The sequence below is a fragment of the Enterococcus casseliflavus genome, assembly GCF_029215545.1.
Taxonomy (GTDB): Bacteria; Bacillota; Bacilli; order Lactobacillales; family Enterococcaceae; genus Enterococcus_D; species Enterococcus_D casseliflavus.
Genome location: NZ_CP119393.1, coordinates 2,132,202 through 2,157,374, shown reverse-complemented (window position 1 = coordinate 2,157,374; position 25,173 = coordinate 2,132,202). Strand labels below are relative to the sequence as shown.

General features: G+C 42.1%; 20 protein-coding genes. 19 read left to right on the top strand and 1 reads right to left on the bottom strand.

The features are described 5' to 3' along the window. Positions 1 to 27: 27 nt before the first annotated feature. From P0G38_RS10490 to P0G38_RS10480, 3 genes are all read left to right on the top strand, one after another. Positions 28 to 939 (top strand): AEC family transporter, encoded by a 912-nt coding sequence (locus P0G38_RS10490; protein WP_005225801.1) that lies wholly within the window; start codon positions 28 to 30, stop codon positions 937 to 939. An 88-nt stretch (positions 940 to 1,027) separates the two neighbouring features. Then, complete coding sequence (locus P0G38_RS10485; protein WP_005225802.1) at positions 1,028 to 1,921, top strand: deoxyribonuclease IV; 894 nt, start codon at positions 1,028 to 1,030, stop codon at positions 1,919 to 1,921. 45 nt (positions 1,922 to 1,966) lie between these two features. Next, positions 1,967 to 2,353 carry a cytidine deaminase family protein gene (locus P0G38_RS10480; protein WP_275850727.1) on the top strand — a complete coding sequence of 129 codons (387 nt, stop codon included), beginning with the start codon at positions 1,967 to 1,969 and terminating at the stop codon, positions 2,351 to 2,353. 134 nt (positions 2,354 to 2,487) lie between these two features. On the opposite strand, the gene P0G38_RS10475 is transcribed toward P0G38_RS10480, so the two are convergent. Continuing rightward, positions 2,488 to 3,105, bottom strand: coding sequence for an FMN-dependent NADH-azoreductase (locus P0G38_RS10475; protein WP_275850724.1), 618 nt, complete (start codon positions 3,103 to 3,105; stop codon positions 2,488 to 2,490). Between the two features lie 162 nt (positions 3,106 to 3,267). Here P0G38_RS10475 and P0G38_RS10470 point away from each other — a divergent pair, with 162 nt between their 5' ends. The 16 genes from P0G38_RS10470 (at position 3,268) to P0G38_RS10395 (ending at position 24,924) form a co-directional block, all read left to right on the top strand. Beyond that, entirely contained in the window at positions 3,268 to 3,963 is a 696-nt protein-coding gene (locus P0G38_RS10470) for a response regulator transcription factor (RefSeq protein ID WP_081116544.1), read from the top strand. Next, a complete protein-coding gene (locus tag P0G38_RS10465; protein ID WP_275850721.1) occupies positions 3,960 to 4,907 on the top strand; it encodes a sensor histidine kinase in 948 nt (315 codons plus the stop codon). The genes P0G38_RS10470 and P0G38_RS10465 overlap by 4 nt, the downstream gene beginning before the upstream one ends. Positions 4,908 to 4,996: 89 nt before the next feature. After that, positions 4,997 to 5,773 carry an ABC transporter ATP-binding protein gene (locus P0G38_RS10460; RefSeq protein ID WP_008378452.1) on the top strand — a complete coding sequence of 259 codons (777 nt, stop codon included), beginning with the start codon at positions 4,997 to 4,999 and terminating at the stop codon, positions 5,771 to 5,773. Further along, the gene (locus P0G38_RS10455) at positions 5,745 to 7,835 is read left to right on the top strand and encodes an ABC transporter permease (protein WP_275850717.1); all 2,091 of its coding nucleotides are present in this window, start codon (positions 5,745 to 5,747) and stop codon (positions 7,833 to 7,835) included. The genes P0G38_RS10460 and P0G38_RS10455 overlap by 29 nt, the downstream gene beginning before the upstream one ends. A 304-nt stretch (positions 7,836 to 8,139) precedes the next feature. Next, positions 8,140 to 9,654: an Ig-like domain-containing protein gene (locus P0G38_RS10450; RefSeq protein ID WP_275850714.1), complete on the top strand. Its 1,515-nt coding sequence runs from the start codon at positions 8,140 to 8,142 to the stop codon at positions 9,652 to 9,654. 182 nt (positions 9,655 to 9,836) lie between these two features. Beyond that, the gene (locus P0G38_RS10445; protein ID WP_275850711.1) at positions 9,837 to 10,889 is read left to right on the top strand and encodes an adhesin; all 1,053 of its coding nucleotides are present in this window, start codon (positions 9,837 to 9,839) and stop codon (positions 10,887 to 10,889) included. A 297-nt stretch (positions 10,890 to 11,186) separates the two neighbouring features. Further along, positions 11,187 to 12,710, top strand: a complete 1,524-nt coding sequence (locus tag P0G38_RS10440; RefSeq protein ID WP_275850707.1) for a helix-turn-helix domain-containing protein — start codon at positions 11,187 to 11,189, stop codon at positions 12,708 to 12,710. Between the two features lie 240 nt (positions 12,711 to 12,950). Continuing rightward, the gene (locus P0G38_RS10435) at positions 12,951 to 13,859 is read left to right on the top strand and encodes an ABC transporter ATP-binding protein (protein ID WP_275850704.1); all 909 of its coding nucleotides are present in this window, start codon (positions 12,951 to 12,953) and stop codon (positions 13,857 to 13,859) included. 2 nt (positions 13,860 to 13,861) lie between these two features. Then, complete coding sequence (locus tag P0G38_RS10430; protein ID WP_275850700.1) at positions 13,862 to 14,665, top strand: ABC transporter permease; 804 nt, start codon at positions 13,862 to 13,864, stop codon at positions 14,663 to 14,665. A gap of 107 nt (positions 14,666 to 14,772) precedes the next feature. After that, positions 14,773 to 14,991, top strand: a complete 219-nt coding sequence (locus tag P0G38_RS10425) for a YneF family protein (protein ID WP_005235432.1) — start codon at positions 14,773 to 14,775, stop codon at positions 14,989 to 14,991. A gap of 201 nt (positions 14,992 to 15,192) precedes the next feature. After that, on the top strand, positions 15,193 to 16,941 hold the full coding sequence (locus tag P0G38_RS10420; RefSeq protein WP_060792801.1) for an ABC transporter ATP-binding protein: 1,749 nt from the start codon (positions 15,193 to 15,195) through the stop codon (positions 16,939 to 16,941). Next, a complete protein-coding gene (locus tag P0G38_RS10415; RefSeq protein ID WP_010748035.1) occupies positions 16,941 to 18,716 on the top strand; it encodes an ABC transporter ATP-binding protein in 1,776 nt (591 codons plus the stop codon). The genes P0G38_RS10420 and P0G38_RS10415 overlap by 1 nt, the downstream gene beginning before the upstream one ends. A 674-nt stretch (positions 18,717 to 19,390) precedes the next feature. Beyond that, positions 19,391 to 20,743 carry an SLC13 family permease gene (locus P0G38_RS10410; RefSeq protein ID WP_167822444.1) on the top strand — a complete coding sequence of 451 codons (1,353 nt, stop codon included), beginning with the start codon at positions 19,391 to 19,393 and terminating at the stop codon, positions 20,741 to 20,743. 62 nt (positions 20,744 to 20,805) lie between these two features. Then, positions 20,806 to 22,935: a hydantoinase/oxoprolinase family protein gene (locus tag P0G38_RS10405; protein WP_275850687.1), complete on the top strand. Its 2,130-nt coding sequence runs from the start codon at positions 20,806 to 20,808 to the stop codon at positions 22,933 to 22,935. A 17-nt stretch (positions 22,936 to 22,952) separates the two neighbouring features. Continuing rightward, positions 22,953 to 23,666, top strand: a complete 714-nt coding sequence (locus tag P0G38_RS10400) for a hypothetical protein (RefSeq protein ID WP_275850682.1) — start codon at positions 22,953 to 22,955, stop codon at positions 23,664 to 23,666. Positions 23,667 to 23,814: 148 nt separating this feature from the next. Further along, a complete protein-coding gene (locus tag P0G38_RS10395) occupies positions 23,815 to 24,924 on the top strand; it encodes a LacI family DNA-binding transcriptional regulator (protein WP_060792797.1) in 1,110 nt (369 codons plus the stop codon). The last annotated feature ends 249 nt before the right edge of the window (positions 24,925 to 25,173 follow it).

Below are 25,173 nucleotides of genomic sequence, written 5' to 3'. Positions count from 1 at the left end.
TTTTGTAGAGGAAGGGTTTTTGTTGGAATGGGAAATATAGTGTTGAATGCCGCCGGTTTATTTGCCATGATCTTCTTAGGGTATTTTCTTAAGCGGCTAAATGTCCTTTCAAAAGCGGATGGCTCGATCTTATCCAAAATTATTTTGAATGTGACGTTACCGGCAGCAATCATTTTGAATTTAGCTTCAATGCAAGTACAAGTCAGTGCGCTTAGTTTGATTGTGATCGCGTTGATCATTACGATCGTTCAGATCCTCTTCGCATTTTTCTTGACCAAAAAAGAATCGAACACGCTGCAGCAGTTTGCTATGTACTGCGGGTCAGGCTTTAATATCGGCAATTTTGCGATTCCTTTTGCCCAAAGCTTTTATCCTTTAGGGATTCCGCTGATTTCGCTGTTTGATATGGGGAACAGTATCATGTTGGCAGGGGGAACGACGATTTTCATCGAATTCTTGATTGGAAAGCGGACGACGTTTGAACCAGGGAAAATCTTTTTGAATCTCCTGCGTTCGCCAACGTTTACTATTTATCTAGTGATGCTGATTATCCGCAGTGCGGATTGGAGGATTCCCGAAGCGGCATTGGCGCTTGTCCAACCAATCGGGATCGCAAATACGTTTTTGTCCATGTTTATGATTGGCTTATTTTTGGATTTCCGCTTACCGAAGCACACCACCCAAACCGTGATCAAAATTTTAAGCTTGCGGTACGGACTGGCATTCGTGCTGTTCGCAGCTTTCTATGTTTTACCAATCCCAGTTTTATTAAAGCCAGTTCTTTGTTTGTTAGTGTTTGCTCCAATTCCTTTATTCGGTGTCATTAATTCCGTGATTGCTGGAATGGAGGAAGAAGCGGTGGGGTTCGTTTCTTCCATTAGCTTTTTGATAAGTATGCCGCTAATGACGGGTGTTCTGATGTTATTTGGACTCGCTTGATAAAAAAATACGGCAATGAGCAAAATAATCGCTTTACAAGGCGCTTTTATCGATAATAGAGAAGACTAGATTTAGGAGGAAAAGAAAAATGTTGATTGGTTCACACGTTTCAATGAGCGGCAAAAAAATGCTTTTAGGAGCAGCAGAAGAGGCAGCTAGCTATCAAGCTACTACGTTTATGATCTATACCGGAGCTCCGCAAAACACGCGGCGCAAACCGATCGAAGAAATGCAGATCGCAGCTGGACAAGATTTTATGACGGAAAAAGGAATTTCGAATATCGTCGTCCATGCCCCTTACATCATTAATTTAGGCAATACCATCAAACCAGAAAACTTTGGCTTTGCTGTTTCGTTCTTACAAGAAGAAATCCAACGAGCCCAAGCTTTAGGTGCAACTCAAATCACATTGCACCCCGGTGCCCATGTTGGTGCAGGACCAGAAGCTGGGATCAAGCAGATCATTAAAGGTTTAAACGAGGTCCTTGAAAAAAATCAAACTGCTCAGATCGCATTAGAAACAATGGCAGGTAAAGGCACCGAGATTGGTCGCAGCTTTGAAGAATTGGCAGCAATTATCGATGGTGTCACCTTAAATGAAAAATTATCCGTTACACTAGATACTTGTCACACGAATGATGCTGGCTACAATGTCAAAGAAGACTTTGACGGCGTGTTAAACGAGTTTGACAAAATCATCGGGTTGGATCGCTTGAAGGTCATCCATGTCAATGATTCAAAAAATCCACAGGGCAGCCACAAAGACCGACATGCGAATATTGGTTTTGGCACGATCGGCTTTGAAGCCTTGAATAAGATCGTTCATCATGAGCAATTATCAGCGTTACCGAAAATTTTGGAAACACCCTATGTTGGCGAAGACAAAAAGAATAAAAAAGCCCCTTATGGCTATGAAATCGCGATGCTGCGGGAAAAGACCTTTGATCCTGAGCTATTGACGAAAATTATGGCGGGTGCTTAAACGGTTCATTTAACCATGAGCCAGCTTATTATTGGAGGAAGAAAAATGGACTTTCAGTTGCTGATCGATGCCGCGAAACAAAAACTGGGATTCAGACAGCTCTCTCAATTTGCAGAAGCAGGGAGTGTTGCGGCAGCTCTGGCTACTGCAGATGGACAGATTTATACAGGGATTTGTATCGATACCAGCTGTTCTATGGGTTTTTGCGCCGAACAGGCTGCGGCTGCGCAAATGATCACCGATGGTCAGCAGCGGGTGTTACAGATGGTTGCAATCAATTCGTCAGGTGAGCCGATCCCACCTTGTGGTCGTTGCCGTGAATTTATCAGCCAGCTGGATCCTGCCAACCATAACACGCAGGTCATGATCGCAGCAGGAAAAATCATGACGCTAGAAGAGCTGTTGCCTGTTGATTGGAAAGCATCAAAATAAAAAGAGTCCCCTTAGACCGCTGTGTTCTAAGGGGCTTCTTTATTTTATCGATCCATGGACGAGCTACGTTTTTGGATAAAAAAACTCCTCAACAAGCAATAGCGCTTTGTTGAGGAGTTGATCAATAGCAATGATTAGAATTTTTTCGCAGCAGCTGCTACGCGTTCTAAACCTTCAGCAATGATTTCTGCTGTTTTAGAAGGATCTGCATTGTGGCCTTCAATGATTACTTCTTCTGTGATGTTCATGCCGAACATACCACCGAAAACTTTTTCCATAAAGGTTACAGCGTTTTCCATTGCGCTCATTTCGCCTGAGTAAACACCACCACGGGCATTCAATAGAACGATTTCTTTGTCTTTCAATAATTGGTTCATTGAACCATCTTCGTTATAAGAGAAAGTAAAGCCAGCTTGGAAGATGTAGTCGATGAATGTGTGCAAGGCAGCAGGAATCGTTAAGTTCCACATTGGGAAAGCGAAAACGATGGTATCCGCTGCTGCGAATTTGTTCATCACGTCTTGACGGACAGTCATCAATTCTTGTTCTTCTTGGTTTAATTCTTGTTCTTGTGAAAGTTTGCCAAATGCTTCAAATAACGTTTGACCGATATAAGGCATTGGTTGTGCGTACACATCAAAGGTTACAACGTCCACATTGTTGGTATCAAGATTTGCAACGAAGGTATCAAACATTTTTGCAGATACTCCATCAGGACGATTATTGGCTTTAACAACTAAAATATTTTTCATTTTTTTCCACCTTTACTTTAAGTAAGTTTTAATCACAAAACGTAGTATACTATAAAATAATTTTGCTTACAATAAATAAGTACACTTTTTTTAAAAAAGCTGGAATTTTGCAGTTTTTTTCACACAGTTTTGGTAAACTTTAGAGAAAACAGGAGGGTTCCTATGAAAATATTCGTGGTCGAAGATGACAAATCGTTAGTCAAAATGATGGAAAATCAATTATCCCGCTATGCTTATCAAACCTTTGTTCCAGAAAATTTCGCTGCGGTTTTAGATGAATTCTTGATGATCCAACCTGATTTGGTTTTGTTGGATGTCAATCTACCTTATTATGATGGGTTTTATTGGTGCCAAAAAATCAGGGAACGTTCGTTGGTTCCAATTCTCTTCATCTCCGCCCGTGACGGCAATATGGACCAAGTGATGGCTCTAGAATATGGTGCGGATGATTATCTAGTCAAACCTTTTTCTTATGACTTGCTGCTGGCAAAAGTAAAAAGCCACATTCGCAGAGTCTACGGGGATTATTCACAGTCTGATCGGGCGAGAAGTTTGAAAGCCGGCGAATTGATCTACTATCCCGAAGCATTGAAGATGGTCTATCGTGAAGCCAGTGAATGGCTGACTGTTCGAGAAGGAGAATTATTGACCCTGTTAATGTCGGCACACCCAGAGATGGTCAAACGGGAACGGATTTTAAATCTATTATGGGATGATGAGCGCTTCGTTGATGACAATACGCTTTCTGTCAATGTCGGCCGTTTGCGAAAAAAATTGGCGGCAATGGGCATCAATGATCCGATCCAAACGATTCGCGGCAAGGGTTACGCCTTATCGGTAGTAGGTACAGAAGAATGAGAGCATATGTAAGTGTTCATTTACCTAAACTACTCGTTACCTTCCTAGCCATTTCATTTTTCGTTTTAGTGATTTGGTTGGATGGCTATCGAAATAACCTCGTGATTGGTTATGGTCTGCTTCTATTCGGGCTATTCATTGTTCTTGTTTATTTGGCAGATTACCTTTCCAATACTGCGTTTTATCAGTATATCAAGCATGGAAGAGCGACACACCGAAGCAATGGCTACCTTTCCAGGCAATGGCGCAAGCAGTTCGATGCACAAGAGCAGCATGAGCAAGAGCGGCTGACAGAATTAGATCAGCACCATCAAAATCATATTCGTTTCATGAATATCTGGGTTCATCAAATGAAAACACCTGTCTCAGTGTTGGCGCTAATGGCTGAAAGTGAAGAAGTCGATAGCTATGATCTTTTGGCTGAAACAGATCGCTTAAAAAGTGGCTTGGCGACTGCGCTGAATTTTGTGCGCTTGGAAGATTTCACGGAGGACTTCGTTATCGAGTCAGCCTCACTGTTGGAATTGTTAAAACACAGTATCGGTGACCAGAAGCGGAATTTCATTCGCAGTGAAGTCTATCCGAAGCTGATGAGTGAAGCAGATATCACGGTGACAACAGACAAAAAATGGCTAGGTATTCTGCTCTTTCAACTCATTAGCAACGCCATTAAGTACTCAACAGCAGAGAGCAAAGTCTATTTTGAAATTGATCCGTTTTCTAGAAGCTTGACGATCGCAGATGAAGGATGCGGGATTGCAGCAGCGGATCTCCCGCGGGTTTTTCGCCCCTTTTATACAGGGCAGAATGGGCGGCAAACAGGAGAGGCAACTGGGATCGGTCTTTATTTAGTTGAAACGATCAGTACGCAATTAGATATCGATGTGTCGCTTGCCTCTATGGAGAATCAAGGCACGACGGTTACCCTAACATTTCGGAGGTGAAGGCTTTCTTACAATTTTGTAAGCTTTCTATCATGAAATCGATAACTGATTGCGGTGCCGCCTGCTAAACTGGTAGCAAAGGAGTGAAGATGATGGCTTTACTAGAATTGAAAAATGTATCGAAAACCTATACAGGGGAAGTGTCTGTTGAGGTTTTACAGCAAATCGATCTCAAAGTGCCAGAAGGAGAATTTATCAGCATTATGGGTCCATCTGGCAGTGGCAAGACCACCATGCTGAATTTGGTGGCAACATTGGATAAACCGACTTCAGGTTCGGTGATCATCAAGGGCGAGCAGCCCCTAGAATTATCTAAGCAAAAACTCGCGGAGTTTCGTCGTCGGCAACTAGGTTTTGTTTTTCAAAACTACAATTTACTTTCGCCATTGAGCGTGCTTGAGAATGTGATTTTACCACTGACATTGGATCGGGTGCCGGTTCTTGAGATGAAAGAACGTTCGGAACAGCTATTACGTGAGCTTGGGATCTATGAGAAAAAAGACAAACGCATCTATCAGCTTTCCGGTGGAGAGCAGCAGAGAGTTGCGATTGCTAGAGCTTTGATCCATCAACCGGAATTGCTTTTAGCAGATGAACCGACGGGCAATCTTGATTCAAAGGCAGCACGAGATGTCATGGAAATACTAAGTCAGATGAACAAGCAACTTAAGGTCACCACCATGATGGTCACCCATGATCCTTATTCTGCCAGCTTTTCTGATCGGGTCGTTTTCATCAAAGATGGAAAGCTGTATAACGAAGTCTATCGCGGGGCTGATCAACAGCAATTTTATCAAAAAATTCTTGAAGTCCTAGCACATTTAGGAGGTCGCCGTCATGAATTTCAGACAGTTGATCATTCGTAATCTGCGGGGGAATTTTCGAACCTATGCGGCCTACTTCGTCAGTAGCGCCTTTGCGGCGATGGTGTTTTATATCTTTAGTCTTTTGCTCTTTCATCCGCAATTGGAAGAAAATTTGTCCAATAGCGGTACACTTTCAGAATTGGCGAAGGTCGGTCTATCCGTCGCACTTGTGGTGATCGCTTTACTGTCGCTGTTGTTTTTATGGTATACATTTGTGGTCTTTTTAAAACGACGCAAACGTGATCTGGCAATCTACTTGATTTTGGGGATCGAAGAAAAAGATCTGCGAAAGATTTTGTTTGTCGAAAATGCCCTTTTAGGAACCTGTGCCACAGTGACCGGTATTGGGTTAGGGATTTTATTGACGAAATTATTGCTGCTGATTGCGCAAAATGTCATGTATCTAACAGAAGGACTGAAATTTATGGTTCCTATGGAAGGTTTAGGATTGACCTTTGGGATTTATGTTTTTATTTTTCTCTTGATCTCCTTTTTCAGTACTCGGGCTTTGCAAGGAGAGCAGATCATCTCCTTGATCAAGGAAAATGAAAAACCGCGTCCTGAGCCAAAAAGTCATTGGGCATTGGCATTTTCAGGAATTGTGCTGTTGCTAGTTGGCTATGGATTGGTCTTTTATTTTAGCTACCAAACCTACTCAATGCTGCCACTTATGCTAGGAGTCTTGTTGACTGTTGCAGGCACGATTTTGTCATTCCATCAGTTCAGCGTATTTCTGTTGAAACGATTAAAAAAACGCCCGACCTTCTTACGAGGGACTCGGATGCTGACTATCAGCGAATGGATCTTTCGCATGCGAGACAATGCGGCGATGTATAGTCTGATCGCTATTAGTACCTCCGTGGCATTCGTTGGGATTTCCGTGATGCTGGCGATCGGCAGTTCTTCTTTTTCTTCGATCCAAGGAATCAGTGTAGCCTATGTGTTTCCGTGGTCTGGGCCAGAAGACCTCGATCATTCTGAGGGGAAAATGAATGAAATTAAAACTGCCATAGAAGAAAAAGGGTACTCACCTGTAACGGATAGTGTTTCCTTACTATGGGCCTATGCGAATCTTGATGAATCTGCAGTTATGAATGATTCATTTTATACGACGAATGGCTTTTCAATTATGCGAGAAAGCGACTATCAGAAAATGATGAAACAAATCGGTGAGGAAGCTGATTCCGTTGCAGATAATCAAATAATGACACTTAGTGCTAATTATTCACGTCGAAAACAGCTTCTAGAAGTCCCTGAGAACGAACGCACAAGTATCTATCCACTTGAATTGGGTTCAGAAACCGGTATAAAAAAGGATATTACGATTGTCCACAGCCCCTCAATGCTTTCTCTGGATTACTTTGGATTGTCAGTTGTGACAGATAAGACCTTTGAGGAATGGCAAGCTCTCTTACAAGAATCTAACGATGATATAGAATCTGGTTTTATTTGGTTTGACTATCCAGAATGGGCTGAAACACCTGAATTGGTATCTGATTTCAATGGAAAGTTAGATAAAGAAAATGCCTTGATCGATCAGCAATATGAAGAAATTAGTCAGGAGCTGGAGGCCAAAGGTGAGTATACAGATGAAGAGTGGACCGAAGCAACAAAAGACATACCCGTCCGCATATTTTATACCTCAAAATACCAAGTTTTCCAAGAAAATCGTCAAGGAAATGGCATCATTTTAATGATCACGGTATTACTAGGTTCGGTTTTCTTTATTTTCTCCGCTTCGATTATCTATTTCCGTTTATTTGCAGATTTAGATAAAGATGGAGCGTATCATCGTTCCTTGCATATTTTAGGTGTGTCGCCCAAGGAGCGTCACAACGTTCTGAGACGCCAGCTGCAAGTGATGTACTTCTTGCCAACAGTCGTGGCAATGATCCATTTTGCGGTGGCAATGACCGCTTTGCGTATTTTAGTAGAATTGCCTGTTTGGCAATACTATGGCGTGATCGTTAGTCTCTTTTTGATTTTCCAAATCGTTTTTTACTTTGTTTGTCAGTACCGGTACTTCCAGCAAATTGATCGAATCGCCGATCCGACAGAGTGATTTATTTTTTGGCCAAATCCCTTTCAATCAACACAGATTGGGATTTGGTTTTTTGCTTGCTGCATTGTTATTTTCTTTCACCAATGAAGCGTTTTAATTGTGTAAATCACCGAAAAGCAGATAAAATTAGTTAACACTGATTCTATTAGGCAGTCGCGGATACGCGGCAAGAATGTGGCAACTGGAAGTCTATTTTTCTTACCGTGAAACGAAAAGACAACTGTTAATGAAAATATTCATGTCGAGTACAGTAATTGCTGTGACCGATGGGTTTAGCTAAGCGATCACTTAAGGGAGGAAACCAATGATCAAACGTTTAGGAAAAGCATTTGCTGTCTTGCTGCTGTTGATTCCTGTTTTTGCTGGTATGCGGGTTGTTTATGGGGAAACCGATGTGGGTGCCAAGCTGATCACCAATGTATCGATCGTTAATAGCCACAACGAGGTCATCACAAGTATTGAAAAGGATGATTCCTTTAAAATAGATATGACCTGGAGTTTGGAGGACTTAGGTGATTTAAAAGCAGGTGACAAAGCGACCGTCACCTTGCCAGCTGAGATTGAAGGCGTCAATAATACGTATGCTTTATACGATGAAAATAACAACTTAGTGGTCAATGTTACCCAAGTTGGCAATCAGCTGACCTTTGTTTTCACGGAATTTGTCGAACAAAATACCAATGTACATGGGGACTTTTATTTTTGGACAAAGTTCAGTGATGACGTGATAGAAAACCAGATCAACAACATCAACTTTGAAACGGCAAATGGGACGCAATCGGTGCCTATTTTTATTCAAGCAGTGGATGATTCAGGGGAGGGTGCCTTACTCACCAAACAAGGACTGTATTTAGGTACGCAAGAACCCAAACGGATCATTGATTGGCGAGTGTATATCAACTCGTTTGACACGGACCAAGTGACGATCAAAGATGGAACGTTTATTGACATTTTAGGTCCTCATCAGACACTAGTCAGTACGAGTGCTCGAGTGGTCTATGGACCCAGCGTTTCCAACCCAACGTATGTCGAGCAAGTACCGATCGTTTTAAATAGTGACGGCTCCTTTGAAATTCCTTTGCGGGATACAGAGAAACGGATCTACATTACCTACAAAACAGAAACGGATGGTTCATTGGAACAATATACCAATCGGGGCATCCTTGATGCTTTGGTCAATGATGTGCCAAGAACAAGCAGTATTACTGGCTATACGCCACGCTATGGTGGCGGTGGTGGCGGAACCGGTGAACCAGGAGAGTCCAGCAGCACGGAACCAAGTAGCGAAAGTAGTACAAGTAGCAGCACGGAACCAAATAGTGAAAGTAGTACAAGTAGCAGCACGGAACCAAGTAGCGAAAGCAGCACAAGTAGCAGCACGGAACCAAGTAGTGAAAGCAGCACCAGCAGTAGCACGGAACCAAGTAGCGAAAGCAGCACTAGTAGTACTACGGAACCAAGTAGTGAAAGCAGCACTAGTAGCAGCACGGAACCAAGTAGTGAGAGCAGCACAAGTAGCAGCACGGAACCAAGTAGCGAAAGCAGCACAAGTAGCAGCACGGAACCAAGTAGCGAAAGCAGTATGATTAGTAGTTCAGAATCAAATAACGGGAGTAGTTCTAGTAATAATGGAGCGATTACACATCAAAGTTCAACCCCTGGGAACATGCAGGTATCCCAATCAAATAATTTGCATAATCAATCAGAAAAACAGCAGTTCCCTCAAACGAATGAATCGTCTAATCATTTATGGATTGCAATAGGAATGGTTTTAGCAGGATGCGCATTGAAGTTAAGTTGGAGTAAATTTATCAGGTAGATAGAAACTGAAATTTTGGAGGCAGTTTTTTTACTTGGAAGAATAATTAATAAAGACTTATTTAAAGGGAAGATGCCATTTTATTGGGTCTTTCCTTTTTTTTTCGGCGCATGTTTTCTCTGAGAATTTATTATAATTTCCTTATCAAGTTATCTTGAAATATTCATTTAGGAAGTGAGGAAATGAGAAAACTGGTTGGAATTGTGTTGATTTTGCTGTTAGCGGGCTTATTGCTGCTGGTGTTTGGTTTCGATCATACTTCAGCAAAAGAACGAGCCGGAGGGAATTTATCGTTTTCTGTTCAAACGAATCGAGTGATCTATGATGAAGCCTTGAAAGTCATTACGATCCCGGTACGTCCGAACAAAACGCTGACTTCACAAAACGTTTGTATCCGTTTAACTTATGGTTGGGATGGCAATGGACACAGTGAAAAGGTGATTGGTGAAACGTATCTAACAAATGTCGATTGGTTTTCAGGTGTTGAAAACTACTTAAGGATCTATGCTGAGATGGCCATCGATGAGATCAAAAGTGTGGATAAAGTAGATTTAGTTGTGATTTATGACGGTGAAACAACGATTACTGAAAACTTGAAGCCTAGTCAATGGCAGGTAATAACACCCCCGAGCTCTAGTGAGCGCACGAACTCTGAGATAAGCGCAAGCTCTAAGGTGTCTGAAGAGACAGGCTCTTCCTTTAGTAGTATCGAACCGAAATTTAGCGACTCTCAATCGACGGATCCAAGGACTTCTACTACGGAAAACACAAGTCAGGATTCTCAAAGTATCGAAAGTAGTCACAATGCAAGTGAGTCAGAAAACTTCAACACCCAACCAGTTAGTGAGAGTGAATCGAGTCAGACAATTAGGAGTCAAGAAACCACCGCAACAACAGGAACAATGACCGTTAGTGAAACGGCATCTGAGGATCTTTCAGATTCAGAAACGAAACCAAACAAATTAGCGCCTAACCAAAGTCAGTCAAGCAAGCGAAGTGTTTCCTCCGATGATCCCGTGGGCAAACAACTCGCTAAAGCATCGTCTTCAGTGAAAATGGAACAGGAACAACGTACGGAGACAAGCAGTGCTAAGGAGGTCAATGGAGCCTTACTACCGAAAACCGGCAGCAAAATTACGAGTATTCGCTATTTACTCTTTGGTCTAGGCGTAGTTATCCTTACTGTCTTCCTTTTCTGGCTGAATCGAAAGTTATTTTCTGATGAGAGACAGTAAAGAAAAAAGCTGAGGATAATGAGAGAATTTATAACCCACGATTGGAATTTTCTTCCCCAGAAAGCACAATCACGTTTTGTTTTACCGTTTTTAACAAAAAGTCTGACGATCCTTTTGAGGCGTCAGACTTTTTTTATGAAAATATACAGATAACGAAAGGAAAATTTGTTAAAAGTGATTTGACAGAAAAGAGCGCACGGTGGTACGATCACCAAACACTGCCAGCTTACAATTTTGTAAGATGGCAAATTTAGGATAAAAACAGCGTTTGCTGATTATACGAGCGAGGGAAATTTCATGTTACAGGCACTTTTGGATACGACAGAAAAACAAATTTATGCGTTTCTAAGTTATTGTTACGAAACGAACAAGAAAGACTATACAATTAAAGAGCTCTCAGGTGTTTTCGATAGGAAAACCAACAAAATGCAGTCGATCGTTCAGCAAGTAGAGGTGTTTCGTGCACGCTATCCTCAGTTTACTTTGACCTATGCTCGGTTGGAAAAAGAAGTGTCGATTGCTTTTTCTCCACGATTTCTATTGAGCCAAGCCTATAGTGTATTGTTGCAGGGTACCGTTGGGTTTATCTTGCTGGATGCACTCTTTCAGGGGGATTATCATTCCCTTGAACAACTCAGCCACAAAACCTTTAGCAGTCCCCGCACGATTCAACGAAAATTGCAGGAGTTAAATCATGTTTTGGCGAATTATCATTTGTCCTATAGTTTAAAAAAAGGTGATCCTTTAGCAGGTGCTGAATATGCGATCCGCTATTTTTATCATCTTACCTATTGGCAAATTTTTGATGAGAAGGACTCACAAGTCTTGGCATCGATCAAGGAGAAAGAGCAGGCTGAAGCGTTGTTTGAAACCCATGCTTCTTATATGAGAAAAATCGATATCGATAAATTTCTTCATCTATTCGCTATCTCCGTGCAAAGAATCAATCAAAAGCATCCACTTTCGTTTTTACCAAACGAAGTACTGACGTTTGAGCACCCATTAATTGAAAAAAATCAGTTTGATCAGGTCTTTTTGAACCCATTGTTTAACAGGAATCATCTGCCGTTTTCTGAAATTTCGGAGGTTGAACGCAGCTTCTTGTATTATATGTTTGGCGTAATGAACACCTATCTTGAGGAGGATCTCGATGCTGCTAACATCTCGTGGCTGACTCAGCCAAAGTACCAGCAAGAAGCACAGCTCGTTGAAAAACTAGCCGTGTATTTTCAGTTGACGTTTACAGAAGCCGAAAAAAACTATTTACTGGTTAATCTGGTCATGATCCATTCCGCCTCTGGCTGTTTTGGTACGCGACAAAAAAGCGATAGTTTTGGCAAAACAACCGACGAGCAAGAGCTGCAAGCCGCTTTTCCAGTACTCTATCCAACCATGAAACGGTTTTTTTTGGAAGCGACTGTTTCTTTACCAGAGTTGCGTAGATTACTGCAAATGAATGATCGCTTGATTTTCCAATACTGTATGTTACTGAGAGTTATTTTTATCAAATATGAACAGCCGGTCACGTTCTCGATCCATTCGAAATACGGAAAAACGCAAGAGCTTTGGATCAAGAACCGCTTGATGAATGCCACGCATCGAGCGATGGCCCATTATTCGCTGTCTCAAAAACCAGATTTGGTGATCAGCGATTATCCAATCCATCAGGAATTTTCTGAGGAAGAACAGCCTTACCTCTTTTATTGGAATGGTCACCCAAGCGCAAAGGAGTGGAAACAGCTCAAGCAAGTGATCAAACAGATCAGAAGTGCCAAGAACAAGGCAGCGTTCGCCCAACTGGCGTTCACCCAAACGGAGTGACCCCGCTATAAGATCGAGCAAATAGAACTTATAATTTTGCCAAGCTTTTGACCAGCAGCAATAGGGCAAACGTGAAAAGCATCAGTGATAAACGAAGTTGTCAAGAAGCAAAAACAGGAGCATCGATGTTCCTTTTTCGCTTCTTGACTTTTTTTTACAGAGATGGCATGGTATACATATTATCACAACGTTTTTTATTTAAAATCGTTGCAGAAATGGTGTTAGGAAGAAGAGGTAACTTTGACAGAAGTATTAGCACTGCAAAATGTTTCCAAATTGATTGGGACCAAACGAATCATTGATGATGTTTCCTTTGTGGTGGACCAAGGACAAGTCGTTGGTTTATTAGGGCCCAATGGGGCTGGGAAGACGACGATCATCCGAATGATCGTTGGCTTGATGAAGCACAACACAGGATCGATTGCCATTATGGGAAATTTATTGGATTCTTCTTTTAAAACAGCGATTGCCTCAGTCGGAGCGATCGTTGAGAATCCTGAGTTTTATAATTATATGACCGGTTATGAGAATTTGATGCAGTATCAGCCTATGGCGAAGAAAAAAGGCACAGCCTCTGAGCTAGAAGCCCTGATCCGTCAGGTGCATTTAGAAGGACATATCCATCAAAAAGTCAAAACCTATTCATTAGGGATGCGTCAGCGTTTAGGTGTTGCCCAGGCATTGGTCCATCAACCAGACTTATTAGTTTTAGATGAACCGATGAATGGCCTGGATCCTAAAGGCATGCGGGAGTTTCGAGAAATGATTCTTTCTTTGAGAGAAAAAGGAGTTTCTGTCTTAGTTTCCAGTCATCAATTAAGCGATATCGAACAAATTGCCGATCATTTGATCGTGGTGCAAAAAGGAAAAGTCACTCATCAAGTAGCAATGGCAGAGTTGAAAGCAGAGAAAAATGTGTTGATCATCAAAACCGATGATCACTTGCAAACAGAAGCACTGTTAAAAGCTTCCTTTGACGTCGAGGTCTTGCACGTAGAAGACGAATTGCAAGTCACGTTGCAAACAGATCAGCGTTCTGAAATCGCTGCAGCGATCGTGACGGCGGGTATCGGCTTAAAAGAACTACGGGCAAAGCAATCTTCTTTAGAAGATACATTCTTGGCTTGGACCGAAGAAGGAGGTTTGTAAGCATGCTGACATTGATTAAAAATGAATGGATCAAATTAACCAAAAAGCGTTCTACTTGGATCATGCTGCTTTTATTGGTTTTAATGACGTTTGGCTTGACATATGTTGTACGCTTAGGTAGTCCAGAAATTGGTGCCAATGATTTATTTGCTTCTTTAAGCGATATGACGTCGTTCTTAAACTTATTTGTAGTGATTGTGGCAGCTTCTTCAGTGGCGGAAGAGTTTAGTCGAGGAACGATCAAGTTCTTATTGATTCGGCCTTTTTCCAGAAGCCAAATCTTAGCAGCAAAAGCGATCAACACGTTTTTATTTGCGCTGTTAGGGACCGCTGTTTTACTAATCAGTAGTTTAGCAGCCGCCAATTTATTTTTAGCAGCTGAATCACCTTTTGCTGCTACTGGCTACAACGGGCTAGCGGCGATTCTCGTTGCCCTTGTTTTTGCGGGAACCAACTTACTATTGATTGTCTTTTATACTGCATTGACCATCTTTATCTCAGCCGTCATTCGCTCCCAAAGCTTGGCGGTAGGCTTAGGCTTGGGTATGTTGTTTGGAAGCAGCATCATCAACTCGATCATGCTTTTTGCGCAAGAAAAATACCCATGGCTGAAGTGGAATCCATTTAATTTTATGAATATTAAAGAGCAAATACCGAGTTTATTAAATAGTCCTGACATGCAGATGACTGCCCTTGATCCGGGATTGGGCTATTGGGAAATGGCGATCGGGATCCTTGTTTACAGTGTTTTAATCTACCTTTTAACAAATTGGTTATTCAACAAAAGAGATGTCGCATTAAGTTGAGGAAACGAGTGAAAGTTTTTGGATAAATCCAGCTTTCACTCTTTCTTTTTGTGTTTTTTTCTAGTAAAATGATTCATTGAGAGTACAAGAGAAAGGAGAGTTTTCGAATGGTTAGTGTAGGAATCGTAATCGTGATCGCTGTTGTTGCAGCATTACTAGGCGCTGTCGGCGGCTTCTTTTTGGCGCGTAAATATATGCAAGATTATCTAAAGAAAAATCCTCCCGTTAATGAGGATATGCTTCGCTCGATGATGATGTCAATGGGTCAAAAACCTTCTGAGAAAAAAATTCGTCAGATGATGCAGCAAATGAAAAACCAAAAGTAGGGTTTTTTCTAAAAAGCGGGCTGATTTTATCAGCTCGCTTTTTATTGCGGCAAAACGCAGGAGCCAATAAAAAAATGTCCCCAGGGTACTTTTTCTATTTATGTTCTGTAAATAGCGGGGAAGCAATCGAATCTGAATCCAATGAATATTCGGAAAAATCGCAAAATTTAGGCAACAGGTCATAAAGAAATGGAGAGTGTTATGTCAATATTTAGGAAGTTAGGTTGGTTTTTTAAACAAGAAAAGAAACATTATTTGTTAGGCGTAGGCTCTTTAGTCTTGGTCGCCTTGGTACAGTTGGCCCCTCCCAAAGTTATCGGGATCATCATCGATGAGATTGCGGAAAAAGAGATCTCGATGCAGACGATCTTTTTTTGGGTCATGATCTTGATTGCTTCAGCCATCGCTCAATACGTGTTTCGTTTTGTCTGGCGAACGCATATCTGGGGCAGTGCCGCTCGGCTAGAAAAAACGTTACGCAGACAGCTATTTGCACATTTTACAAGGATGGATCAGTTGTTTTATCAAAAGCATCGGACAGGTGATTTGATGGCCCATGCCACCAATGACTTGAATGCCATCCAAAATGTGGCAGGGGCAGGGATCTTGACCTTTGCCGATTCCTTCATCTCGGGAGGGGCAACCATCATTGCGATGGTTCTCTTTATCGACTGGCGGTTAACGATCATTGCTCTATTGCCGCTGCCTTTCTTAGCAGTCATGGCACGGGTTCTTGGTAGCAAACTGCATGATGCGTTTCGTGACTCGCAAGAAGCATTTTCTTCCATCAACGACAAAGCCCAAGAAAGTATTACTGGGATGAAAGTCATCAAAACCTTTGGACAGGAAAAAGAGGACATCGCTGATTTTCAAACCAAAATCGACCATGCCATCATCAAAAACCGCAAAGTCAATTTTCTGGATGCCTTGTTTGATCCGTTTATTACGATCATCATCGGAATCTCCTATGTGCTAACGATCATCGTCGGCGGCAATTATGTTATGGACGGTACCATCTCGATCGGTCAATTGGTATCCTTCATCAGTTATATCGGTATGTTAGTTTGGCCGATGTTTGCCATCGGACGTCTGTTTAATGTGCTGGAACGAGGCAATGCTAGTTATGATCGGGTTGCCGAATTGTTGGCGGCCAAGACCCATATCATTGAAGCCAAAGATGCGGTCGATGCCCCAGCCCAAGGAACGGTTGACGTTCAAATCAATGATTTTCACTATCAAGGAGATGATTTTGCCCTGCAAGACATCCACTTTACTTTGCCTGCCGGGCAAACACTTGGTGTCGTCGGGAAAACTGGTGCTGGAAAAACCTCTTTGATGAAGCTTTTGTTGCGAGAGTATGATTCATTTGATGGAGCGATCACCTTCGGGGGCATCGACAGCAAGCAATACTCCTTGAATGCTCTTTTGGGTTCGATCGGTTATGTTCCGCAAGATCATTTCTTATTTTCTATGACGATTCGAGACAATATCCGCTTTGCGCAACCACGGGCTTCTCAAGCAGAAGTGGAAGCAGCTGCTGGATTGGCAGTGATCCACGAGGATATCAGTCAGTTTCCTGAAGGGTACGAAACGATGGTGGGGGAACGTGGTGTTTCTCTTTCTGGTGGACAAAAACAGCGTTTATCCATTGCCCGTGCTTTGATCACTGATCCAGAATTATTGATTTTAGATGACGCCCTTTCAGCAGTAGATGCCAAAACAGAAGAAGCTATTTTACAACAGTTGCGGACGTTCCGTCAGAATAAAACAACGATCATTGCTGCCCACCGCCTAAGCAGTGTCAAGCACGCAGAAGAAATTCTCGTGATCGACAATGGGAAAATCAGTGAACGCGGGACCCATGAACAATTATTGGCTGCAAATGGCTGGTATAAAAAAATGTGGGACAAACAGCAACTAGAAGCCAAAATCGAAGGGAGTGAAGCCTAATGCAAGAATCAGAATGGAGCAAATCGATTCCCTTTAAAGAGCAAAAAAACATCATCAAACGAATGTTTCTTTTTGCCAAGCCATTTCGAAAAACCTTCTATGCAGCGATCTTTTTTGCTTTTGTGCTATCGATCGTCAATATCCTGTTGCCTTTGATCATTCAAACCTTTATGGATAATTATTTGACCAATCAAACGGCGACCCAGCAAGTCATTTATTTCTTTGCTGCATTGTATTTCTTTGGGGTGTTGGTAAAAGCTGTGATTTGGTTTTTCCAATGGTTCCTTTATTCGATGGGTTCTTTAAAAACCTATCAGTATATTCGAGCAAAATTATTTGAAAAATTGCATAGTCTTGGGATGCGCTATTTCGATCAGACGCCAGCGGGTTCGATCGTTTCACGGGTCAGCAACGACACAGAAACGTTGTATGAATTTTGGTATGTCTTCTTGATGGTATTGACAGGAATTTTTGCGGTGGTTTCTTCTTTTGCCGCCATGTTCCGCATCAACGTCAAAATTGCCTTACTGAACTTGATTTTTCTGCCGATCCTAATGGTAGTCATCTGGTATTATCAAAAATTCAGCTCTCGTATCTATCGTCAAATGCGGGAAAAACTGAGTCAGCTGAATACGAAATTGAATGAATCGATTTCTGGTATGCAGATCATTCAGCAATTCCGTCAAGAGGCGCGGCTGAATGAAGAATTCGAAGCGACTAACGATGATTATTTGAAAACCAGATACGCTATGATCCGCACGAATGCGCTGCTATTATCACCAATCATTAGTTTGTTGTATGCCTTAGCGATCGCCTTGTCATTGACGGTCTTTGGGTTTGATGCCTTAGAATCGCCCATTGAAGTCGGGTTGATTTTCGCCTTTACGACCTATATTCAAGGATTTTTTAATCCCATGACACAGATGATGGATTTTCTCAGCGTCTTTACTGATGGGATGGTCGCCGGCAGCCGTATTCTAAAGATTATGGATAACGAAGAATACACGCCGCAGCAAAACCCCGATGCTAGTCAAACCATTACCAAAGGAAAAATCGAATTTCGCGATGTCAGTTTTTCCTATGATGGGAAAAACAACGTATTGAATCATATTTCTTTCATCGCCTATCCAGGTGAGACCGTGGCTTTAGTCGGTCACACAGGAAGTGGCAAGAGCTCGATCATCAATGTGTTGATGCGTTTTTATGAATTCGGGGAAGGGCAAATTTTGATCGATGATCAAGATATCCGCGACTTCACGATGGAAGAGCTTCGGAAAAAAGTTGGACTCGTATTGCAAGATGCTTTCATGTTTTATGGGGACATCGCTGACAATATCCGCTTATTGAATCAGGACATTCGTGAAGAACAGATCGAAGCAGCAGCAAAATTTGTTCAAGCAGATGCCTTTATTCAAAAACTACCTGGTAAATACCACGCCAAAGTGATTGAACGGGGCGCCAGCTATTCAAGTGGGCAGCGGCAATTGATTTCCTTTGCCCGCACCATGGTGACCGATCCGAAAGTACTGGTCTTGGATGAGGCGACTGCCAATATCGATACTGAAACAGAAGGACTGATCCAAGAAGGGTTGGCAAATATGCGTCAAGGGCGAACCACGATCGCGATCGCCCATCGATTGTCTACCATCCGCGATGCCGAGTTGATTTTGGTGCTTGATAAAGGCTCGATCGTCGAACGAGGCACCCATGATGAACTTTTGGCTCAAAAAGGGTTGTATGCCGATATGTACCGTTTGCAGGCAAGTGAAGTTTAAACGACCAATAGACCTTAAAATACCACCTAGGTATTTTAAGGTCTATTTTGTATAAATTGAACAAATGGAGGAAAAAATTTCTATTTGTGATTGACAGCGTTTTCACCCTTTGCTATCATGTAGACATTAAAGCAACTAGCTCCTAGACATACAAACGGATCAAACGGTCGCGAGACCTTTCGGTTAAGATTAGGAATCACGCGCAGTCAAGCGAGTGGCAGAGGAGCTCTATGTGAAAAGTTGCGCAAATAGGAGGATCAAATTATAGATTAGATATATGAGGGAAGCTGCTCTAAGCAAAAGGCAAGTATCCTGAGCCTATTTTTTACGAAGTACCCAACCAACGAGAGAGGATTGTGGAGGGTGATTGGAATAAAGGCAGTCCCATCGAGAAGGGGGCGAAAAGGAATGTATTGAGAGCTCAAAGATAGTCGAGTGGATAAACACGAGAAATCATTCGTTGTTTTATTTTTTTAAATTCTTTGTTAACCGGTTAACTAAAACGGTTAACAAAAAAGAGGAGGAAAGCAAACGTGGGGAATGGTCACAAGTTTAGCCGTTTTTTTCATGACAAAGGTCGCATTCAGCGAGAATAGGGAAAGTAGCAAACGTAGAAACTTGCAGCACGATCTATGAACAAAAAATAGTTCAAATGGAAAGATGAGGGAAAATTTATGGTAGAAATTATAATTGGTATTTTAATGATCGTTTCTTTCTTAGGAATGGTTTGGTACTGCGTCAAAGGGTTCAACCTGATGGTAGGTTTCTTCGTTATGGCAACACTTTGGACCGTTTTAGCTTTTATTGGCAATGCGTTGAGTCCGGATTTAACAGCTTTGAATTTTGTCGATACGATCACGAACATTTATCAAACAGGACCCGCCGGTTTTGCTAGTTCGATTCTGGTCAATATTTTCTTCGGTTCCTTCTTTGGTCGGATTTTGATGGATACAGGGATTGCAGCAACGCTGATTCGGAAGGTTGTTGAGCTTGGTGGAGATAAACCACGGATCACCATGACCCTTTTATGTACTGTCACTGCCTTATGTTTCACTTCCATGACAGGCATTGGTCCTGTAATCTCTATCGCAGTGATCGTTATGCCGATTTTGCAAGCGTTGGGTATTCCAACAGCGATTGCTTTATTCGCTTTTATGGGTTCCATCATGGCGGGAATTTTTGCCAATGTAACAAATTTTGTGCAATACCAAGGTATTTTAGCAGCATTACAACCTGAAGGAAGTCAATCCATGATGGAATATGGGTTTTCCGACTATTTCACATTCGGCATGATCGCACTAGTCGTTTCCTTACTTGTGACATTGATTTTTGCCAATATTGCTTTAAGTCGTGCGAAATCATCAAAAGTCAAAGCGTGGGCTTCCACACCTGGTGCAACTTCAGGCGATGCTCCTTGGTATTCTTGGGTGGCTGTGATCGCACCAGTCTTACTCGTTGTGTTTGCTGAGTTTCCTATTATTCCTGCTTTTATTCTGGCAGCTTTGTACGCCTTACTGACTTGCGGAAAATTAAAAGGTGGCTTCGTAAATATTTGCCGCATGTTAGCTAAACAATTTGCAGATGGTGCTGTCGATGTTGCGCCCCTGGTAGGTTTCTTATTAGTACTGGCTATGTTTAATTCAGCTGCAAGTCTCGCGGTTCCTTTCTTTGAACCAATCGTTGGCGGTCTAGTTCCTCATAGTACCGTGGCTCTTGCGATCTTATTTGCCATCTTAGCACCCCTTGGTTTCTTCCGTGGTCCTTTGAACTTAGTCGGATCAGGAGGCGCAGTAGCGGCAGTGATCTTAGCTGCCACAAATTGGGATCTGGCATTCATTTTTCCACTTTTCGCTGTGGTCACGATCGCTCCTCAGCATTTGGATATTACTCAGTCATGGGTAGCATGGGGGCTAGGACATCATAAAGTTGGTTCGAAAGATTTCATGAAGTTTTCGATACCAGCTGGGTGGCTTTCTAGTGCGATCCTGTGTATCATTGCGCTCATTTTGTTCGGTTTGAATAACTAGTCGATGAAAGAACGTAGCTAATCAATAAATCATGCAACTATGGATGTAGGAGGAAAGTGGAAATGAGTGAACTAAGAAAAGTTAGAATGGGGATCGATGTAGGCGGTACCCATACAAAAGCTGTCGCTATCGATAATCTGACTCACGAGATCATAGGAAAATCTAGCGTGAAGACTACCCATGATCATGAACGGGGGGTAGCTGCTGGCGTTGTCGAGAGTTTTCAAAATTGTATGAAAGAAAATGATATTGACCCAAAAAGTGTGATTTTTGTTGCTCATTCAACCACCCAAGCCACGAACGCTTTGATTGAAGGGGATGTGGCTGACATTGGTGTTTTCGGTATGGCTCGGGGTGGTTTCGAAGGGTTTCTGGCAAAGCGTCAATTAAAAATTGCCGATATCGTCCTAGGGAATCAGCGATCCATTAAGATCATCAATGCCTTCTCAAAACTCAAAGGAATGAATAAAGCGAGTGTGGAAGAGATGATCGATGATCTAGTGAGGCAAGGATCAGAAGTGATCGTCGCTAGTATGGCTTTTGGAGTAGATAATAATGATGCTGAGAATCTAGTGATGGAAGTTTGTACAGAAAAAGGAATTCCCTGTACCGTTGCTTCGGATATTACGAAACTTTACGGATTGACCAGAAGAACACGAACGGCCACTATCAATGCAAGTATTTTACCTAAAATGTTATCTGTCGCAAATTCAACAGAAGTCTCTGTGAAGGAGTCGGGAGTAGATGTACCCTTAATGATCATGCGCGGCGATGGTGGGGTTATGGAAATTGCTGAGATGAAAAAGCGACCAGTTCTGACTATGCTCTCGGGTCCAGCAGCTTCAGTAATGGGTTCACTGATGTATTTACGAGCATCAAATGGTGTGTATTTTGAAGTAGGCGGCACAACCACCAATATCGGTGTCATTAAAAACGGACGGCCAGCGATCGACTATTCTGTCGTTGGCGGACATGAAACATACATTTCCAGTTTGGATGTTCGGATCACGGGCTGTGCAGGGGGTTCCATGATTCGTGCAACTGCTAATGGAGTGGTAGATGTAGGACCTCGTTCTGCTCATATTGCCGGTCTGGACTACGCAGTCTACTCTGATCCAACCAATTGGACAGGAGGAAAGGTGGAATTCTTTAGTCCGAAAGAAGGAGATCCTGCGGATTATGTTGCAATCAAATTTGATAATGGTGAGCGGGTAACTATCACCAATTCGTGTGCAGCGAATGTGTTGGGCTTAATCAAACCGGAACATTTTTCTTATGGGAATATCGAAGCGGCTCGAAAAGCGATGGGCGTATTAGCGGATTATTGTGGCACGACGATCGAAGATATCGCGACACAAATCATGGAGCGTTCTTATGCAAAATTAGAGCCAGTCATTTTGGCTTTAGCAGAAAAATACAAATTAGAAAAAAGCCAAATTTCATTAGTAGGAGTTGGTGGCGGCGCTTCGTCATTAATTATCTACTTGTCAGAAAAAATGGGCGTAAAATATTCGATTCCGGAGAACGCTGAGGTGATTTCCTCAATTGGCGTCGCCCTAGCGATGGTGCGAGATGTCGTTGAACGGATCATTCCTTCCCCTTCGAAAGAAGACTTGCGATCAATCAAAACAGAGGCTATCAATAAAGCCATTGAGAGTGGGGCTACCCCAGAAAGTGTGGAAGTCTTTATCGAAATCGATCCTCAAACGTCTAAAGTCACAGCCATTGCGACTGGTTCCACCGAAGTCAAGACGACGGATCTTTTAGCAGAGGCAACCGTCGAGGAAGCCCAAGAATTAGCTGCAGGCGATTTGGGGCTAGCTACCAACGAAATTGATCTTTTAGAGAAAAGCTCGCATTTTTATGTGTTTGGAACCCGTGTTTCTTCAGGAGACAATCCGGCAATTCGAATCCTTGATAAAAAAGGCTTTATTAAAGTACAACGAGCTTCAGGGAAGGTCATCAAAACCACCGCGGAGAATTATGTGCAAGCAGTCGAGCAACTGTGGGATGACTTGGCGATCTATCAGACAGAAGTGATTTTGCGTCCAGATTTCTATATTTGTGCCGGACCACGGGTGATGGATTTTTCAGTAAACGATTTGGAGGCATTGATGTTGTTGATCGATATCGAAATGTCGACTTTAGATCCAAATGAAGAAGTGATGGTTCTGGCGGCGAATTCCCTATGATCAAGCAGAGGTTTTTCTTGAAACAGCAACATACGGTTGATCTGGCATTATTAGAAACGTGGTATGAACAGCTCATGCCCATCAACGAATTCAGTTGGGGAGTATTTGAGTTTACCCGCGAGATGCTGCGTAATAAAGTGAGTGAAGAGGAAAAAAACGAAATCATTGAAGAAGCCATTCTATGTGGTAGAACATGGGCGCAAAAAATGCTCGACCAGTTTGATTTAAAAAAACAGGAAAAGGCAGATCGTGCCTGGTACTTGGCGAATAAGCTTGGTTTATCGATTACGGAAAGATCTGGAAAACCGACGAAGTTTCGTATGGTCTTTGCGCAGTTTATCATGGAGCGCTCCATTGAATTGATCACTGAACCCATTGCTGCTTACACCGAGCTGACTCGATCTTCGGAAATATTGCCTAAACCAGAAGTTATCCGAGGAGTCTTGATCGCTCATGAAATTTTTCACTATTTAGAAGAGCAACATGGGGCAACGATGTACCATATCACCAAAACGATTCCACTGTGGCGCTTTTTTTCCTACGAGCATCGTTCAACGGTTGTTTGTGCTTCGGAAATTGCGGCGATGGCCTTTGCAAAAGAACTGTGTGAGACAGACTTTGTGCCTCAAATGTTAGATATTTTGCTTTCTTATCCGTTGGAAGTCGACTTTTCAAAAAGTATATATGAAGTCGTGCAGCAAGAAATGCGCCACATTGAAGCAATGGGCTAGTTCTTTGAAAATCGCTCACTTAGCGGCTTCTTTACGATCCGTCACTATTGAGATAGGACAGTCCATGTCGAACGAAATCGGTCCTTGTTCATTTTTCAAGGGTTCCATGATATAATTGACCAACAGCAAAAAGCAAGGCGTGGATTGAATGGCAAATGAGAAAATCACCATTAAGATGGTGTCAGAAAAAGCAAATGTTTCAAAAACCACCGTTTCTAGATATTTGAATGGCAAATATGAATTTATGTCAGCAGAGACAAAAAAGCGCATCGAAGAAGTGATCGAAGAGCTTGAATACCGTCCAAATGCGCTAGCACAGGGGTTGAAAAACAATAAAACGGGATTGATCGGCATCGTTGTCAGCAATATCATGATCCCGGAAGTAGCAGCTTTAGTTCGAGGCGTCAATGATTATTGTATACGAAAATCTTTTCAGGTGATTCTTGTTGAAACCGATCACAAAAATATTTCTCAGCAGGATCAAATTCAAGCGTTGATCGACCGTCAAGTGGAAGGGCTGATTCTGTCGTCGAATCAGGACGAAGCATTCGTGAAAAGCTTGACTGAGCAAAAGGTCAAGATCGTGCTGGCTGATTGCACGATCGAAGAAGTGATGATTGATACAGTCATCGTTGATAATGAAAAAGCGACGGCCGAGATGATTCAACGTATTTATTCAGAAGGCTTTGATCGAGTCGCTTACTTTACACCACCGCTCACAACGCCTAGTCGGAAGAAAAAGCTCGCTCTTTTTCTGGAAAGTTCTAAAATCGCAGTTAGAAATCCTGAACAACTAGCATTTGAGATCGAAGAAACACAAGCGGCATTTGACGCGTGTAAGGAATCACTAAACGAATTGTTGAAAAAAAATCAAGGCTATCGTTTAGCAATACTAGCTGAAAACAGTGAGTTGATGTTTGCGTTGATCCATGTGATCTATAGCTTGGGCTTACGGATTCCAGAAGATGTTGCGATCGGGGGCTATGATGATTTAGGCTGGAACAAACTTTATCATCATGAAATGTCTGTAATTGAAAAACCGTCGTATGAGATTGGTTCGCAAGCTGCTGAACTCTTAGTCAAGCGGATCTCAAAAGGGAAAATGCAGTATAAACCAAAGGTGATCGAAGTACAGCCAAAAATCAAAATGAATGGTTCGACACAAGTGAGTGACAATAGTTTTGATAAGATCGTTATCCGTATGAACCAAGAAAACCAGCCCTACATCAAAAAAAATTATCGTAAACAAGATGATTAGGTTTTTTTGAAAAACAAGAAACAAATGACACCATAGCCGGCTCCCCAAAGATTAGACTGATCAGTCAAGTCTTTGGGGAGCGTTTTTTTCGTTCGCTAAGGGTTTTGTCTTTATCTAAGATAAGAACGAATAAAAATTGATCGCTCGTGTATTTAAGAAACGATCAATAGATTCGTATTAGGTGTCAGTAAAAATAACGAACAACGATTGACAGCGCTTTCTACCTTTGCTATGATAAAGATAATAAAA

Coding starts and splice junctions, on each gene's coding strand:
- P0G38_RS10490 (WP_005225801.1), top strand. CDS start 28: ATGGGAAATATAGTGTTGAATGCCGCCGGTTTATTTGCCATGATCTTC.
- P0G38_RS10485 (WP_005225802.1), top strand. CDS start 1,028: ATGTTGATTGGTTCACACGTTTCAATGAGCGGCAAAAAAATGCTTTTA.
- P0G38_RS10480 (WP_275850727.1), top strand. CDS start 1,967: ATGGACTTTCAGTTGCTGATCGATGCCGCGAAACAAAAACTGGGATTC.
- P0G38_RS10475 (WP_275850724.1), bottom strand. CDS start 3,105: ATGAAAAATATTTTAGTTGTTAAAGCCAATAATCGTCCTGATGGAGTA.
- P0G38_RS10470 (WP_081116544.1), top strand. CDS start 3,268: ATGAAAATATTCGTGGTCGAAGATGACAAATCGTTAGTCAAAATGATG.
- P0G38_RS10465 (WP_275850721.1), top strand. CDS start 3,960: ATGAGAGCATATGTAAGTGTTCATTTACCTAAACTACTCGTTACCTTC.
- P0G38_RS10460 (WP_008378452.1), top strand. CDS start 4,997: ATGATGGCTTTACTAGAATTGAAAAATGTATCGAAAACCTATACAGGG.
- P0G38_RS10455 (WP_275850717.1), top strand. CDS start 5,745: ATGAATTTCAGACAGTTGATCATTCGTAATCTGCGGGGGAATTTTCGA.
- P0G38_RS10450 (WP_275850714.1), top strand. CDS start 8,140: ATGATCAAACGTTTAGGAAAAGCATTTGCTGTCTTGCTGCTGTTGATT.
- P0G38_RS10445 (WP_275850711.1), top strand. CDS start 9,837: ATGAGAAAACTGGTTGGAATTGTGTTGATTTTGCTGTTAGCGGGCTTA.
- P0G38_RS10440 (WP_275850707.1), top strand. CDS start 11,187: ATGTTACAGGCACTTTTGGATACGACAGAAAAACAAATTTATGCGTTT.
- P0G38_RS10430 (WP_275850700.1), top strand. CDS start 13,862: ATGCTGACATTGATTAAAAATGAATGGATCAAATTAACCAAAAAGCGT.
- P0G38_RS10425 (WP_005235432.1), top strand. CDS start 14,773: ATGGTTAGTGTAGGAATCGTAATCGTGATCGCTGTTGTTGCAGCATTA.
- P0G38_RS10420 (WP_060792801.1), top strand. CDS start 15,193: ATGTCAATATTTAGGAAGTTAGGTTGGTTTTTTAAACAAGAAAAGAAA.
- P0G38_RS10415 (WP_010748035.1), top strand. CDS start 16,941: ATGCAAGAATCAGAATGGAGCAAATCGATTCCCTTTAAAGAGCAAAAA.
- P0G38_RS10410 (WP_167822444.1), top strand. CDS start 19,391: ATGGTAGAAATTATAATTGGTATTTTAATGATCGTTTCTTTCTTAGGA.
- P0G38_RS10405 (WP_275850687.1), top strand. CDS start 20,806: ATGAGTGAACTAAGAAAAGTTAGAATGGGGATCGATGTAGGCGGTACC.
- P0G38_RS10395 (WP_060792797.1), top strand. CDS start 23,815: ATGGCAAATGAGAAAATCACCATTAAGATGGTGTCAGAAAAAGCAAAT.